Here is a 14,915-nt window from a genome sequence, read left to right on the forward strand (position 1 = left end):
TATGAAAAGATTTCTTTTATTAACTGCAATAACTGTTTCCCTGGCTTCCTGCGGAAACAACAAAAAAGATGATACCAAAAATGCCATTTCTATTGATGGTTCCAGTACAGTTTATCCTGTAACTGAAGCTATTGCTGAAGAATACAGGGCAGAAGCTCCAGATGTTGATGTAACCATAGGAGTTTCGGGTACCGGTGGTGGTTTCCAAAAATTTGGCAGGGGCGAAGTTGCAATCACCAATGCTTCCAGGCCTATCAAAGAAGATGAAAAGGCAATTGCCGAATCTAACGGCATTTCTTTTGTAGAGCTTGAAGTGGCTTATGATGGTCTCGCTGTGGTTGTACATCCCGAAAATGACTGGGTAACCTGCTTTACGGTGGAACAGTTGAAGAAAATATGGGAGCCGGCAGCCCAGGGAACTATCAAGCGATGGAATCAAATTGATCCTTCATGGCCAGATGAAGAAATTCACCTTTTTGGACCCGGAGTAGCTTCAGGTACATTCGATTATTTTACTGAAGCTATCGTAGGTAAAAGCGGAAGTAGCAGGGGAGATTATACTGCCAGTGAAGACGATAATGTGCTTGTACAGGGAGTTTCAGGTGATAAATTCGGTCTGGGTTTCTTCGGACTCGCATATTACCAGGAAAATTCAGATAAGCTTAAAATGGTGCCGGTAAATGGCGGTGAAGGCTGTGTAGAGCCTTCAAAAGAAACTGTTAGCAACGGCACCTATGCCCCGCTTTCCCGTCCTCTCTATATTTATGTGAACAGTGCTTCTCTGGAGAATCCTGCGGTGATCGATTTTGTGGAATTCTATCTTGATGAAGCGCCACAGTTACTACAGGATGTTGGATACATTCCCCTTACTTCGGAAGAATACCAGGCCGAGAGGGAGAAATTTGCAGCATTCGTAAAAGAAAATTCAGCTGAATAATAAAAATTTCCGGGGCACCTGAATGCTCCGGATTACTTTACTTTTTCCATGCGAAAATTAAAAGAAACGGTAATAGAAAAGGGCCTCCTGGGCAGTGCCCTGGTGACAATTGCAGTTACTGTAGGAATAATACTGGTGCTTTCTATTGAAGCCGTAAGGTTCTTTGAAGAAGTCTCCATTGTAGATTTTCTGACAGATACGCAATGGACACCACTGTACACCGAAAAACATTTTGGGATCCTCCCGTTATTGTCCGGTACACTGTTGACTTCTTTTATTGCCATCATTTTTGCTGTTCCCGTTGGGTTGTCTATCAGTATTTACATTAGCGAATACGCACCCCGAAGTTTCAGAAAAACGATCAAACCTGCATTAGAACTGCTTGCTGCCGTACCAACGGTGGTCTACGGATTTTTTGCTCTTACCGTGGTGACGCCATTTTTACAATCGTTTATCCCGGGGCTTTCAGGTTTCAACTCTTTGTCTGCCGGCCTGGTAATGGGAATTATGATCATTCCTTTCATTTCTTCTTTAAGTGAGGATGCATTGCACGCCGTACCCAATTCTCTGCGGGAAGCAGCTTATGGAATGGGATCAACAAAGCTGCAAAATGCTTTTCGTGTCCTGGTACCTGCAGCTTCCTCGGGGATTATAGTCTCTATCATCCTGGCGATATCCCGTGCGATTGGAGAAACCATGATTGTTGCCATTGCAGCAGGGCAGCAACCACGATTAACTATGGATCCTACAGTGCCCGTAGAAACTATTACCGCCTACATCGTACAGGTGAGCCTGGGTGATGTACAGCATGGTTCTTTGGAGTACCGTACCATATTTGCAGCCGGGATCACTCTTTTTATCTTCACCTTCCTTCTGAATACGATAAGCTACAGGATAAGGAAAAAATTCAGGGAGAAATATGAATAACATTAGAACAAATCGGTTAAAAGATCAGGCTTTCAAATTCTGGGGGATTGCCTGTACCTTTCTGGGGCTCATTTTGCTCACCATTTTTATAGGTTCCATTCTTATAGATGGTCTGCAAAGGATTGATTGGGATTTTATCACCAGCCTTCCGTCGAGAAAAGCAGAGAGAGCCGGAATATATACTGCGCTTATGGGCAGCGTCTGGATCCTGGTCTTTACTACAATAATCGCCCTGCCATTAGGAATTGCAGCTGCTATTTATCTGGAAGAATATGCCAAAGAAAGCAGGCTTTCTTCTTTGCTGGAAATTAATATTTCTAACCTTGCGGGGGTGCCTTCTATCATTTACGGGTTACTTGGTCTGGAAGTCTTTGTGCGAATCATGGAAATGGGAGCCAGTGTTTTGGCGGGAAGTTTTACCCTTGCCCTTTTAATTCTGCCTATTGTGATTGTTGCCACAAGAGAGAGCTTAAAGGCAGTGCCAAAATCCATTCGGGATGCTTCTTTCGCTCTTGGAGCTTCCAAGTGGCAAACGGTTTCCCAACAGCTGCTGCCGGCATCTTTTGGAGGCATACTTACCGGGGTTATTCTGGCGCTCTCGCGGGCGGTGGGAGAGACAGCTCCTCTTATTGTAATTGGCGCTCTGGCTTATGTCCCTTTCGCGCCCGAATCTCCTATGGATGAATTTTCGGTACTACCCATTCAGATCTTTAACTGGATCTCGCGCCCAAAACATGGTTTCGAAGTTAATGCAGCCGCAGCCATTATTGTCCTTCTGTTAATTACCTTTATTTTAAATGGAATTGCAGTGTATTTCAGGAACAGGTGGCAAAGTAAATTAAAATAGAATGAAAGAAAATAAAGATATATTAGATAAGACCTTAAAGAGGAAACACAAGCTTCAGGCAAAAGATGTGAAGGTTTTTTATGATGATTTCATGGCCATCAAAGGTATAGACATGAACATTAGGGCAAATAAGATCACTGCGTTTATTGGACCTTCAGGTTGTGGAAAATCTACTTTCCTGCGGCTTTTTAACCGCATGAACGATTATGTTGACGGCTTTAGAATGGAGGGAGAGATCCTTATTGACGGCGAGAACATCTACAAGAAAAAAGTAAATGTAGAACAACTTCGGAAGCAGGTGGGGATGGTCTTTCAAAAGCCCAACCCTTTTCCGAAATCCATCTATGAGAACGTTGCCTACGGATTAAAGATCCAGGGAATTAAAGACAAGGCATTTCTTAAGGATAAAGTAGAAGAATCCCTTAAACAGGTTGGCTTGTGGAATGAAGTGAAGGAAGATATCAATAAATCGGCTTTGGCGCTGTCTGGTGGGCAGCAACAAAGGTTGTGCATCGCCCGTACCCTGGCTGTAGAACCGTCTATTATCCTTATGGATGAGCCAACATCTGCTTTAGATCCTATTTCAACGGCCAAGATCGAGGAACTTATTTATCAGCTTAAAGAGAAGTATACCATAGTGATTGTGACCCACAACATGCAGCAGGCCGGGAGAATTAGTGATTACACCGCATTTTTCTACATGGGCGAACTCATTGAATACGATAAATCAAAGAAGCTATTTACCAATCCCGAGAAACAACAGACCGAGAATTATATCACCGGTAGATTCGGATAAACCACAGGATTATGATCAGTTTAGACCAACATAGAGATGCATTAAATCAAGCCGGACTTGAAATGCTGGAGCTTTGCATCAAACAACTGGAAAATGCCCAGGAAGCATTTTTTAACCACGATGGCGATCTTGCCGAAGAAGTGATGCACACAGAGAATAGGGTGAACGCCCTCGATCTCAAGATTGACCGTGACTGTGAACGCTTCATCGCCTTGCACAACCCCGTAGCCAGTGATCTTCGTTTTGTGCTGGCCCTTAGAAAGATCAATTTTGACCTGGAACGGGTGGGCGATCACGCCTACGGGATCTCGCATTATATTGTAAAGATCGATACCCAGATTGAACCCCGACTTTTAGAAAGAATGCGGGTAGAAGAAATGTTTACCACTGCATTGTCCATGCTCGATGATATCACCCTGGCCTATACCGAAGTAGATACCAAAGTAGCCCGAAAGGTCTTTAAAAAGGACAAGATCCTTAATGATATCAATATGAGATCTTTCGCTATAATTTCTGAAGAAGTTAAGGCAAATCCTGAAGTGATCGATCAGGTGATGCTGTTGTTTTCGGTGATTAAAAAGGTGGAAAGAATAGGAGATCTTATTACGAATATTGCTGAAGAGATCATCTTTTTCAGGGAAGCTGAAGTATTGAAGCACCGGAAGAAAAAAGGCGGAAAAAAGAAAGATTCTTAGAATCAAATTCCAAATTTTCAAGCAGCCTTTTAATACCTAATTCAGTATTGTCCCATTAAATAATTAGATAGGAGCTAAGGCCACGAATACATTAATAATATAGCCCTTTAAAGGTATAGAAAGGTGGTTTTAAGTTTTTAAAATCCGTACCAAACAAAAAGAATTTCTTCAGTGTGCCGTAGGGACATGATATCGGTAGGAGCAGAGAACCACAATAACCGAAAGTCCCGTAGGGACGAAATATAGGTAGAAGCCGAATCAACCCCGACCAATATCATTAACATCTGTGAATCGTTCAAAATTTGGAGAAATTGCAAAAAAATGCCCGGGAAATTTCCCGGGCATTTTTTTCAAGAGGTTTCAAAAATGACATTTTCAAGAGGTTTCAAAAATGACATTTTCAAGAGGTTTCAAAAATGACATTTTCAAGAGGTTTCAAAAATGACATTTTCAAGAGGTTTCAAAAATGACATTTTCAAGAGGTTTCAAAAATGACATTTTCAAGAGGTTTCAAAAATGACATTTTCAAGAGGTTTCAAAAATGACATTTTCAAGAGGTTTCAAAAATGACATTTTCAAGAGGTTTCAAAAATGACATTTTCAAGAGGTTTCAAAAATGACATTTTCAAGAGGTTTCAAAAATGACATTTCAGGAGGTTCCAAAATGCTATTTTTCAGAAGGATTTAAAAGTACCGGTTCTCCAAAACCCAGATCTTCCAGACGATCGAGCTGGGTAGCCGCATCTCCCACGATGAGGTAATACATCTTATCGGGATTGATATATTTTTGGGCCAGAGCCTTAATTTCCGGAACAGTGATGTTTCTCACGATCTCTTCCTGTTGCAGAGCGTAGTCCATAGGTTTATCATAGTTGCTTATTTCCTGAAGCATTTGAAGTTTTGATCCCATAGTTTCAAACTTTCGGGCGTTGCTTTTTATCATAAAGCCTTTGGTTACCTCCAGATCCTGTTCATTGAAGTTTTCGGGATAATTCCGAAGTATTTGCTTCACAAGGTCAACGGCTTCAAAGGTAATATTTGAGCGTACCCCGCTCGAAATAAGAAAAGGACCGGTAAAAGTGCTGCCGTTGAACCCGGAGCGTATGCCATAGGTGTAACCCTTGCCTTCCCTAAGTTCCTGGGTGAGCTGGGAAGCAAAACTTCCGCCACCAAGGCGGTAATTCATCACCGTGGCCGGAAAGAAATCTTCATCGGTCTCTGCCAAAGCAGGATATCCGATATGTAGAACAGATTGTTTTGCACCCGGAATATCGTAAAAGTAAACCTTGGATTCTGCCGGGGCAGTCACTTCAGGAAGGCTTTTAAAAATGACATTTTTGACACCCCAGTTCCCGGTGATTTTTTTGACACCGCTTACTGCCTGCGCTTTCTCAATATCTCCCACCACAAGGAAAGAAGCCAGGTGAGGAGAAAGATAATTGTTGTAATAAGTCTTTAAATCCTGAAGAGTTATTTTTTCGACTGTATTCTCTGTTCCAATATTATTGTGTGACAGGATGTGATCCTCGCCGTAAACTAGTTTTCGGAATTCATTCGAAGCTATGTTATTCGGATTTGCTTTTTCTTGCTGAATTCGGCTTATTACCTGTTGTTTTACCAGGGAGAATTCTTCCTCATCCCAACGTGGCTCCAAAAGAATCTCCTTCACAAGATCTATTGTTTCATCAAAATTCTTTGTGAGCGTACTTCCGCTAATGATCATTTTCTCATCTGTAGCATTCACCCTAATACTGGCACCCAGCAATTCAATGGCTTCCTCCAGTTGCTGTGGGGTACGGTTTTTAGTGCCTTTGGTGAGGAGGTCTGCCAGGAGATTTGAAACTCCAATTTTGGAAGAATCTTCTAAGAGCATACCTCCTTTGATCTCGAGCATGAACTGTACAAGCGGAACTTCAGAATTTGTTATTCCGTAGATCTCTAATCCTGTATCCAACTTTTCTTCCCAGATTGCGGGAACTTTGACTTGTGGTGAATTTCCGTAAGGAGGTTCTACAGTACGGTCGAAATTGGAAGGGGTTCTGTTGTAAGTAACTTCTTCTTCCAGGTTGAATTCCTGCTCGGCACCCATTACTATTTCCTCCTCTTCAACTTCGGCCGGAACAGAATTTTCCAGCGCCAGTTCCTTTTGTCCTTCCGGAACAAAACTGGTAGCTACAAAGGGTTTATTCTGAATGTATTTCTTATAAACCCTCATCACATCTTGCGGAGTCACTGCGAGAATATAGTTGATCTCCTTATTGATCATGCCGGGATCATTGGCAAATATTTCATATTGTGCCAGCTGAAAACCTTTTCCCAATACGCTCGAAAGGCTGTTATAAAATGCCGTTTCCTGCCCCGCTTTTATGCGTTTTAGATCTTTTTCTGAAATCCCTTCTTTTTCAAATTTTCGGAAAGTTTCTTCTACAGCCGACAGTACTTTGTCAAGGTCTGTGCCGTCATAAGCTCTCACTTGCAGCATGAATTGACCGGCAAGTTCAGAGGTGTAATTGAACATCTGTACATTGGGGGTCAACTTCTTGTTTGCCACCAGTTCCTTATAAAAAGGAGCATTTTTTCCTTCAGAAAGATAATTGGCCAAAACTTCAAGAGCATAAGAATCTTTGTGGTAAGAAGGGACCGATGGCCAGGCCATGGTCAATTCGGGTAGTTGCGCAAAATTATCTTCATAGTACAGCTTTTTTGTCTGCTGCAAATTTGCGGGTCTCTTCTCAAGATCCTTAATTTCAGGACCTCTTTTGATCTCTCCAAAATATTTCTCTACCCATTGTTTTGCCTGTGCTGTATCAAAGTCACCGGCAATAGTGAGTACCACATTGTTGGGCACGTACCATTGATTGAAGAATTCTTTCACATCTTCAAGCGTGGCATTTTGAAGGTCTTCCAAAGAACCAATTACCTGCCAGTTGTAAGGATGGTTTTCGGGATAGAGATTTTTGTCAATAACATACATGGTGTTACCGTATGGCTGGTTATCTACCCGCTGTCTTTTTTCGTTTTTCACTACCTGCTTTTCTTTGGCAAGTACAGGTTCGGTAACCGTATTAATAAAATAACCTAGCTTGTCGGCTTCTGCCCAAATCATCTTTTCGAGCGCATCATTTGGCACTGTCTGAAAATAATTGGTACGGTCGCGGCTTGTAGAACCGTTTGCGCCGCTGCCACCAATGCGGGCACTTAGCTTATCGAGTCCGCCCTTTCCAAGGTTCTCCGATTCCAGGAAAAGAAGGTGCTCAAAAAGGTGCGCAAATCCGGTACGTCCCTGCTTTTCTCGTGCCGAACCTACGTGACTGGTAAGCGCAACCGCCACTACAGGATCTGACCGGTCTACATGGAAAATAACTTTCAACCCGTTATCAAGGGTAAAGGTTTCGAACTCTACTTCAAAACCGGGAGCTTCAGCAGTTTGCTGAGCCCGTGCATTTCCTGTTAGCACAACCAGCAGGAACGCGAATAAAAAAGACTTAAGTGATGACTTCATTAGAACTTGTTCAGAATTAAATTACGAGATAGGTGACATAGGCAATATAGCCGATTACAAACACAGCGCCTTCCCAGCGCTCGATGCTGCGGCCTTTTCCTGTAAATACAAAAATAAAGAGCAGCAATCCGGTAACCATGTTCACCATAATATCAAAAAAGGAATCATGGTTTATTCCAAGAGGAACAATAGTCCCCGAAATTCCCAGGATGAGGAAGATGTTAAAAATGTTGGAACCTACCACGTTTCCAATGGCAATGTCTACATTCTTTTTTCTCACTGCAATTATAGAAGTTGCAAGTTCGGGCAGGGAAGTTCCAATAGAAACGACGGTTAAACCAATTACTCTTTCTGAAAGGCCAATAACTTCAGCAATACTTACCGCACTGGTAACAATAAGGCGCCCCCCAATGATGAGCCCGGCGAGGCCGAGAGCGATGAATAACACGGCTTTTCCTACCGAATAATCTTTGGTTTCCATCTCCTCATCGGCGCCACCACTTTTTGCAACCATAAGGTTGTAAACGAGAAAGATGAGAAAGAACAGCAGGAGTACAATTCCTTCACTTCGGGAGATAAGATTTGTGGTTGCGCCGTCAAGAACAACGTCTGAGGCTACAACAAATACACAAATTGCCGCCAGTAAACTCAATGGAATTTCGATCCAGGTCGTATTGCTCTTTACCGTTAGCGGATAAATTAGGGCAGAGATCCCCAGGATTCCAAGCACGTTAAAAATGTTACTTCCCAGCACGTTGCCCAGCACCATATCTGTACTCCCTGTGGTCGCCGCAAAAACGTTCACCACGAGCTCTGGGGCCGAGGTTCCAAAAGCAACAATGGTAAGCCCAATCACGATACTTGGAACCCCCCATCGAGCTGCAAGGCTTGAAGCGGAATCAACCAAAAAGTTCGCTCCGTAGATAAGGGCTACAAAGCCTACCAGTAAAAGAAGAATATCTATTAGCATGAATATTTATTTTATTAGTTAGTTATTTCACTATTGTCAACCAGGAAGATGGAGTTCACGAAAAGAAGTTTTCCATTTTGCCAGAAGGCCCGGAACAACGGATTGTCAACCAGGTATATAAAACTTCCCTCGCCCATAGGTTCTACTCCAAAGGTCAGCGAATTCCTGATCTTATCTTTTGCCTCACTTCCCACAAATCCGGCAACGATCTCGGGGGATTCCCCCAGGTAACCTACATTGTAGCCGTCACTTAAAAGATTGTAACTATCACTACTTAATTTTAAGCTGAGGTAGGTGTCTTCATATCCAAAAGCCATGGGATGGGTTTCGTCCATCTGGGTTTTTATGATGCTTCCTGTTATAAGATCCTTAATCTCATTTCTTTCCCTTTGAGCATAAGGCACCAGGTTTGGTTTTGAAATACTGTCGGTTTCTTTTTTCTCATTCTGCTTCAGGGCAAAATCCTCATTTCCGGCGAAGGTTTTTAAAGCGTTACCAATGGCAATCACTTTTCCGCCGTTCTTCACCCAATCTGTAAGTTTTGCTAATCCTTTTTCATCAAAAAGATCACTGTAACTGCCTATGGGAAGTATAATGACATCGAGCTTTATAAGGTCAACGTTCCCAAAATATCCCGTATCAATAGAGGTGACAGGATAATTGAGTTCCCGTTCAAAGAAATACCACAACTCTCCATAATTGAGAGAAGAGGTTCCTTCCCCTCTTAAAATGCCAATTCTGGGGGTGTTTATGATCTTTACCTGTGAAGAGCCAAAATCTGGCCCTGAGGTTGAAAATCCGGTGTTGGCTACAGTAAGTTCTCTTCCGTGTTCGTTGGCAAGACGGGCAAGAAGTTCATCAAAATCCTGTTTGTTCCTGTTGTCGCTTTTAGTGATAATAAGACTACCCGGAGCGAATTTTTTTCCGGAAGTCTCCAAAGCTGTCTCAGTAAATCTCACCATGATTCCCGCTTCAAGAAGCGCTGTGAGGAATCTTGCGTCTTTCATGCTGTTCCAGCCAGAGATGTAAGCCGCCGCTGCTGGTGCAGGTGTGTTATTTATTGCGGTGGCATCCTTAGCCTCAAGGCTTGAAACTGAAGATTGGGTACTCAAAATATCCAGGCCATAAGCATACGGCAGGCTCCATGCAGTGATATCGTAAGTAAGGGAATCGGCCAGGTTGGTAGAAGGTTCCATAAGCACACGTACCATCTTGCCTTTTGGTTGGGCTGTACTTACTACCAGTGAATTTTGATCAACATCAAAAGTTCTCTTCTTTTGTTCAAGAGCATTAAATCCTTTTACTTTTCCGGGTTGCGTCATTGCATATTCAATCTCATGGCGGTCAAGTAATTCCTTTAGCAGGTCCAGCTTATCCTGGTGCCCGGTTAAGACATAATTCACTGCACTTTTTCCGCTGTTGTCGTAAAACTTTGAAAATTCAGCATTAAGCCGGTCAACACTTTTCGCGGCAATTTCTACTGTAGAAATTCCGGTGGTGTGGTGATGCTGTACCCGGTCTACAAGCGTAAGTATATATCCGTGATCGGTCTCAACAGCAAGCCCGGCATGCCCTGCCTGTTCATAGGTCATTCCTATAGCTCCCATATAAGTAGGGTAGGTGTCCCCATAGCTGGGATAGAGGAGATCAAAGCTTTCTTTTGTAAAATAGAGCCAGCCTTCTTTATCAAAATAGCGGGCGTGATTCAATCCTATTTCTTTCTGAAATTCCTTCTGAAAAGTTGTGATCACATCGTGTAGCGGTTCGGCGGCAGGTGCGAAATAATAGGGCGCATTTTTGTACTGTTCATGAAAATCTACGTGAATGTGAGGCATCCATTTGTTGTAAATTTCCAGACGTTGCCTTGTCTCTGTTTGAGTAGCCCAGGCCCAGTCACGGTTCAGGTCAAAAAGATAATGATTGGGGCGTCCTCCCGGCCAGGGCTCATTGTGCTCTACAGCCATGGGCGAAGTATTAGATGGTGTGGCCTTTACCTGCTTGTACCAGTTCACATAACGGTCCCGGCCATCGGGATTCACAACAGGATCCATGATCACCACCAAATCCTGTAACCAGTCCTGCCTTTTGGTTGCCAGTTCATATATGGTCTTCATGGCCGCTTCTGTACTCGAAGCTTCATTTCCGTGAACATTATAACTAAGCCATACAATGCCTTTTTTGGCAGCTGAAGAAGAAGTACCTTCAGTTAAACCGGCATTCTGCAGGTGGCTTTGGCGTATCTGCTCCAGGTTTTGCAGGTTTTCTTCCGTAGAAATAATGGCATAGGTAAGAGGCCTGCCTTCATAGGTTTCCCCATATTTTTGGAACTGCACAAGTGGCGAATTTTCTGCCACGTGTTCAAAATATTCAACCACTTTGTGGTGGGGCGTGAAACTGGTGCCCAGTGGATAACCTAGAAATTCTTCGGGAGATTGTTGCGCAAAAGCTAACTGAAAACTCAGTAAAAGTGCTGTGAATAAAACCGTAATTTTGTTCATAGGGGAAAATCTCATTTTTCAAATTAGAGGTAAATATAAAACTTTATCGTTCTCAATATCTTTTTATTGATTTTACCGCCAACGCTCTTAATTGTATATTTGCGAAAATTCATTTCAATGCAGAAAAATTCTCTTTCGTATCGGGAAACGAACTACTTTACTTCATTAGTAACCGATTATCTGGATCAAAAAGAGAATGTTAAGCAGTTTTACGAGCTTTTCCCTGACCTCAATAACTTCGGAAAGCAGATCCTTTCAAAAAAAGAGAACTTCAGCAGCCACGGCGGAAGCGAAAAACGTGCCGTTCTTGTCAAAACCCTGAAGCGGCAATATCAAAATATAAATGCTTCTAAAGCAAGTCTTTCGAACATTGACCTTTTGGAGAAAGACACCACTTTTACCGTGACAACAGGGCATCAGCTCAACCTTTTTACCGGTCCGCTTTATTTTCTTTACAAGATCGTCTCCGCAATAAATCTTGCGACCGATCTCAAAAAAGAGTATCCCGAGTACAATTTTGTGCCGGTGTACTGGATGGCGACCGAAGATCATGACTTTGAGGAGATCAGTTTTTTCCATCTCCACGGAAAGAAATTTCAGTGGAATCCTCCAAAATCAAAGAAGACCGGCGGACCTGTGGGAGAAATGCCTACCGATGGTCTTGAAGATGTCTTTGAACTTTTTTCAGCTGAAATTGGGAGTAGCAAAAATGCACAGCAGCTCAAAGAATGGTTTAAAAAGGCATATTTGGAGCACGATAATCTTGCCGATGCCACCCGTTACCTGGCCAATGAACTTTTTAAAGAGCAGGGGCTCGTCATCCTTGACGCACATGAGCCAGAGCTCAAGAGATTGTATATACCGCTTGTCAAAAATGAGCTTTTTGAGCAGGTTTCTTTTAATAGTGTGCAGCAACAGACTGAAGCTTTAGAGAAAGAAGGATATAAAGTACAGGTGAATCCGCGGGAGCTCAACCTGTTTTACATGCAGGAAGGTTTGCGTGAACGCATTATTGAGAAGAATGGAAAGTTCTTTGTCCATGACCACGAGATTTCCTGGACCCGTCAAGAATTAGAGCAGGTTATTGAAGAACATCCTGAAAAATTCAGTCCCAACGTTCTGCTTCGCCCATTGTATCAGGAAGTTATTTTGCCAAATCTGTCTTACATTGGCGGCGGAGGTGAACTGGCGTACTGGTTTCAGCTAAAACAGCTTTTTGAGCAGGCAGAGGTTACCTTTCCAATACTTTTGATTCGTAATTCGGCCTTGCTTCAAACAGAAAAGCAGGATCAAAAAAGGCAAAAACTGAACATCTCTTTACCCGAACTTTTCCTGAAATCCCATGAATTGATCAACCGGAAAGTAAGAAGGATTTCTAATATAGACATTGACTTTTCCTCTCAAAAAGAGCATTTGGTGAAGCAATTTCAGGAAATGTACAGCCTGGCCGAACAGACCGATAAATCTTTCCTGAACGCTGTAAAAGCACAGGAGGTGAAACAGCTTAAAGGCCTTGATCACCTTGAAAAACGACTGCTAAAAGCCCAGAAAAGAAAGCTTGAAGATGAGGTTTCAAGAATTGCAAGCCTGCAAAATGAATTATTTCCCGGCAAAGGGCTTCAGGAAAGACATCATAACTTTTCAGAATTTTACCTGGAGTATGGAGATGCGCTCATCCCAACCTTGCTGGACAGCCTAAAACCACTTGAATTAAAATTTGATATTATTTCGCTATGACGAAAATGCATAAGATAGACATCGACCTGGTCGAAATGACGCTCGATGTAATGAAATATACTGTTGACCGTATCTCAAATGTTACGCCCGAGCTGGGTTCTCCCCAAAGAGAAGAGGAGCTGTTTGAAAAGATTGGAGAAACTGTCACGCCAAAAGGTATTGGAGGGGAAGTTGCTTTTAAGATGTTCCGGGATATTTTGGTGAAGGCTACTGTGCCTATAGATCACCCTCGCCATTTAGCCTTTGTGCCGGCTGCGCCTACCCGTGCGGCCATTATGTTTGACCTGGTGACATCGGCTTCCAGTATTCACGGCGCTTACTGGATGGAAGGTGCCGGCGGGATCTTTTGTGAGAATCAGGCCATGAAGTGGCTGGTTTCCCTTACCGGGCTTCCAAAAGACTCTTTTGGAGTATTTACCAGTGGTGGTACGGCTGCAAATCTTTCGGGGCTTGTTACTGCGCGCGAAGCCTGGAGAAAGAAAGATGCGGCCAATATTGGGGTGCGGGCTTTGTTGCTCACTTCAAATGGCGCCCATTCCTCAATACAGGCAATGGCTAAAGTGATGGATGCCGATGTGGTGATGATCGATTGTCCCGATGAAAACCTGCGAGGGCATGCGTTACAATCGGCTATTGATGAGCTCGAAGAGAAGGACCGAAAAAGGCTTTTTGCAGTGGCAGCTACCGGCGGAACTACCAATGCCGGAATCATAGATGAGCTGGATTCTATTGCCGATGTTTGTGAAAAAGAAGGGATCTGGTTTCATGTAGATGCTGCTTATGGTGGCGGCGCACTTGCCGCACCTTCTGTACGCCACCTTTTCAACGGAATTGAAAGGGCCGACAGTATTACGATCGATCCTCATAAATGGCTTTTTTCACCTTACGATTGTGGGGCTATTCTTTATAAGGATATGAGCCTGGCCGCCGAAGCCCATTCACAAAAAGGGGCTTACCTCGAGATCTTTAAAGATGGAGGTGCAGATGGTTTTAACCCTTCCGATTATCAGATTCAGCTTACCCGAAGGGTCCGCGGAATGCCTTTGTGGTTTTCCCTGGCAATGCACGGAACCGATAAGTATACCACTGCCATTGAAAAAGGAATTGAGCTGGCAAGGATTGCTGCTGAAAAGATTGAGCAGGATGACAACCTTGAACTGGTAAGGCCGTCGAGTTTATCGGTAGTTTTATTCCGAAGAAAAGGCTGGACTCCCGACGAGTACCGCGACTGGACCTATAGAAATCACAAATCAGGTATGGCTTTAGTAACGCCCACGAAGTGGAAGGGAGAAACTATTTCGCGTTTCTGTTTCATCAATCCCGAAACCACCGAAGCCGATATTGATGCTATTTTGGAAACGATGAAATAATTCTAAATTTGAGATTCAAAATTCAAGATTTAAAGTTCAGGATTCGGGATTAGATTCAAGTGGAAACCAGGTCACCTCGAGCGGAGTCGAGCGGTCATGTCACCTCGAGCGGAGTCGAGAGGTTGGGAACCGTGTTTTAAAAGCCAGAGATACACAGATATTCTATTTTTAGAGTTCTTTACAGAATCTCTTTGTGAGCTTATTTGAACCTTCGTGCTCTTAGTGTGAAATTAGATCCTGTAGTTTAATTACCACGGATACAGTAGTGTCTTTTTAATCTGCGGAAATCTGCGGGGAAAATTGATTTGAAAATTTGAAGATGTGTTGATTTGAAGATTTTTAGGATCGTGAATTTAAAAGCCACAGATACACAGATTTTCTATTTTTAGAGTTCTTTACGTAATCTCTTTGTGAGCTTATTTAAACTTTCGTGCTCTTCGTGTGAAATTGCATCCTGTAGTTTAATCTGCGGAAATCTGCGGGAAAAATTAATTTGAAGATTTGTTGATTTGAGAATTTGAAGATTTTTGGGATCGTGAATTTAAAAGCCACAGATACACAGATGTTCTATGGATAGAGTTCTTTACGCAATCTCTTTGTGCTCTTCGTGTGAAATTAGATCCTGTAGTTTAATCT

The 14,915-nt window shown here is 42.9% G+C and carries 10 protein-coding genes; 7 read left to right on the plus strand and 3 right to left on the minus strand.

All coding sequences use genetic code 11. From position 1 onward, the window contains the following. Nucleotide 1 precedes the first annotated feature (1 nt). The 5 genes from VS868_RS13100 to phoU are packed head-to-tail and all read left to right on the plus strand — an operon-like array spanning nucleotide 2 to nucleotide 4,202. Nucleotides 2-937 carry a PstS family phosphate ABC transporter substrate-binding protein gene (locus VS868_RS13100; protein ID WP_345598159.1) on the plus strand — a complete coding sequence of 312 codons (936 nt, stop codon included), beginning with the start codon at nucleotides 2-4 and terminating at the stop codon, nucleotides 935-937. Between the two features lie 48 nt (nucleotides 938-985). After that, complete coding sequence (pstC, locus tag VS868_RS13105) at nucleotides 986-1,864, plus strand: phosphate ABC transporter permease subunit PstC (protein WP_266070343.1); 879 nt, start codon at nucleotides 986-988, stop codon at nucleotides 1,862-1,864. Next, nucleotides 1,857-2,711 (plus strand): phosphate ABC transporter permease PstA, encoded by an 855-nt coding sequence (gene pstA, locus VS868_RS13110; protein ID WP_266070342.1) that lies wholly within the window; start codon nucleotides 1,857-1,859, stop codon nucleotides 2,709-2,711. Before pstC ends, pstA begins: the two co-directional genes overlap by 8 nt. Before the next feature lies 1 nt (nucleotide 2,712). Beyond that, nucleotides 2,713-3,507 (plus strand): phosphate ABC transporter ATP-binding protein PstB, encoded by a 795-nt coding sequence (gene pstB, locus VS868_RS13115; protein ID WP_266070341.1) that lies wholly within the window; start codon nucleotides 2,713-2,715, stop codon nucleotides 3,505-3,507. An 11-nt stretch (nucleotides 3,508-3,518) separates the two neighbouring features. Further along, nucleotides 3,519-4,202 (plus strand): phosphate signaling complex protein PhoU, encoded by a 684-nt coding sequence (gene phoU, locus VS868_RS13120; RefSeq protein ID WP_266070340.1) that lies wholly within the window; start codon nucleotides 3,519-3,521, stop codon nucleotides 4,200-4,202. Between the two features lie 667 nt (nucleotides 4,203-4,869). Here phoU and VS868_RS13125 read toward each other — a convergent pair. From VS868_RS13125 to VS868_RS13135, 3 genes are read right to left on the minus strand one after another with little or no spacing between them, the layout of a single operon-like run. Next, nucleotides 4,870-7,704: a pitrilysin family protein gene (locus tag VS868_RS13125; protein WP_345598163.1), complete on the minus strand. Its 2,835-nt coding sequence runs from the start codon at nucleotides 7,702-7,704 to the stop codon at nucleotides 4,870-4,872. Between the two features lie 16 nt (nucleotides 7,705-7,720). Further along, nucleotides 7,721-8,674 carry a calcium/sodium antiporter gene (locus VS868_RS13130; protein WP_345598165.1) on the minus strand — a complete coding sequence of 318 codons (954 nt, stop codon included), beginning with the start codon at nucleotides 8,672-8,674 and terminating at the stop codon, nucleotides 7,721-7,723. A 14-nt stretch (nucleotides 8,675-8,688) separates the two neighbouring features. Beyond that, a complete protein-coding gene (locus tag VS868_RS13135) occupies nucleotides 8,689-11,172 on the minus strand; it encodes a M14 family metallopeptidase (protein WP_345598167.1) in 2,484 nt (827 codons plus the stop codon). A gap of 117 nt (nucleotides 11,173-11,289) precedes the next feature. On the opposite strand from VS868_RS13135, the gene bshC reads away from it, so the two are divergent. Both bshC and VS868_RS13145 read left to right on the plus strand, forming a co-directional pair. Then, complete coding sequence (bshC, locus tag VS868_RS13140; protein ID WP_345598169.1) at nucleotides 11,290-12,909, plus strand: bacillithiol biosynthesis cysteine-adding enzyme BshC; 1,620 nt, start codon at nucleotides 11,290-11,292, stop codon at nucleotides 12,907-12,909. A gap of 5 nt (nucleotides 12,910-12,914) precedes the next feature. Then, a complete protein-coding gene (locus VS868_RS13145; protein ID WP_345599837.1) occupies nucleotides 12,915-14,279 on the plus strand; it encodes an aminotransferase class V-fold PLP-dependent enzyme in 1,365 nt (454 codons plus the stop codon). Nucleotides 14,280-14,915: the final 636 nt, after the last annotated feature.

The organism is Salinimicrobium sp. 3283s (assembly GCF_039602225.1).
In the GTDB taxonomy this organism is placed as follows: Bacteria; Bacteroidota; Bacteroidia; order Flavobacteriales; family Flavobacteriaceae; genus Salinimicrobium; species Salinimicrobium profundisediminis.

Coding starts and splice junctions, on each gene's coding strand:
- VS868_RS13130 (WP_345598165.1), bottom strand. CDS start 8,674: ATGCTAATAGATATTCTTCTTTTACTGGTAGGCTTTGTAGCCCTTATC.
- pstB (WP_266070341.1), top strand. CDS start 2,713: ATGAAAGAAAATAAAGATATATTAGATAAGACCTTAAAGAGGAAACAC.
- pstA (WP_266070342.1), top strand. CDS start 1,857: ATGAATAACATTAGAACAAATCGGTTAAAAGATCAGGCTTTCAAATTC.
- VS868_RS13100 (WP_345598159.1), top strand. CDS start 2: ATGAAAAGATTTCTTTTATTAACTGCAATAACTGTTTCCCTGGCTTCC.
- bshC (WP_345598169.1), top strand. CDS start 11,290: ATGCAGAAAAATTCTCTTTCGTATCGGGAAACGAACTACTTTACTTCA.
- VS868_RS13145 (WP_345599837.1), top strand. CDS start 12,915: ATGCATAAGATAGACATCGACCTGGTCGAAATGACGCTCGATGTAATG.
- VS868_RS13125 (WP_345598163.1), bottom strand. CDS start 7,704: ATGAAGTCATCACTTAAGTCTTTTTTATTCGCGTTCCTGCTGGTTGTG.
- VS868_RS13135 (WP_345598167.1), bottom strand. CDS start 11,172: ATGAACAAAATTACGGTTTTATTCACAGCACTTTTACTGAGTTTTCAG.
- phoU (WP_266070340.1), top strand. CDS start 3,519: ATGATCAGTTTAGACCAACATAGAGATGCATTAAATCAAGCCGGACTT.
- pstC (WP_266070343.1), top strand. CDS start 986: ATGCGAAAATTAAAAGAAACGGTAATAGAAAAGGGCCTCCTGGGCAGT.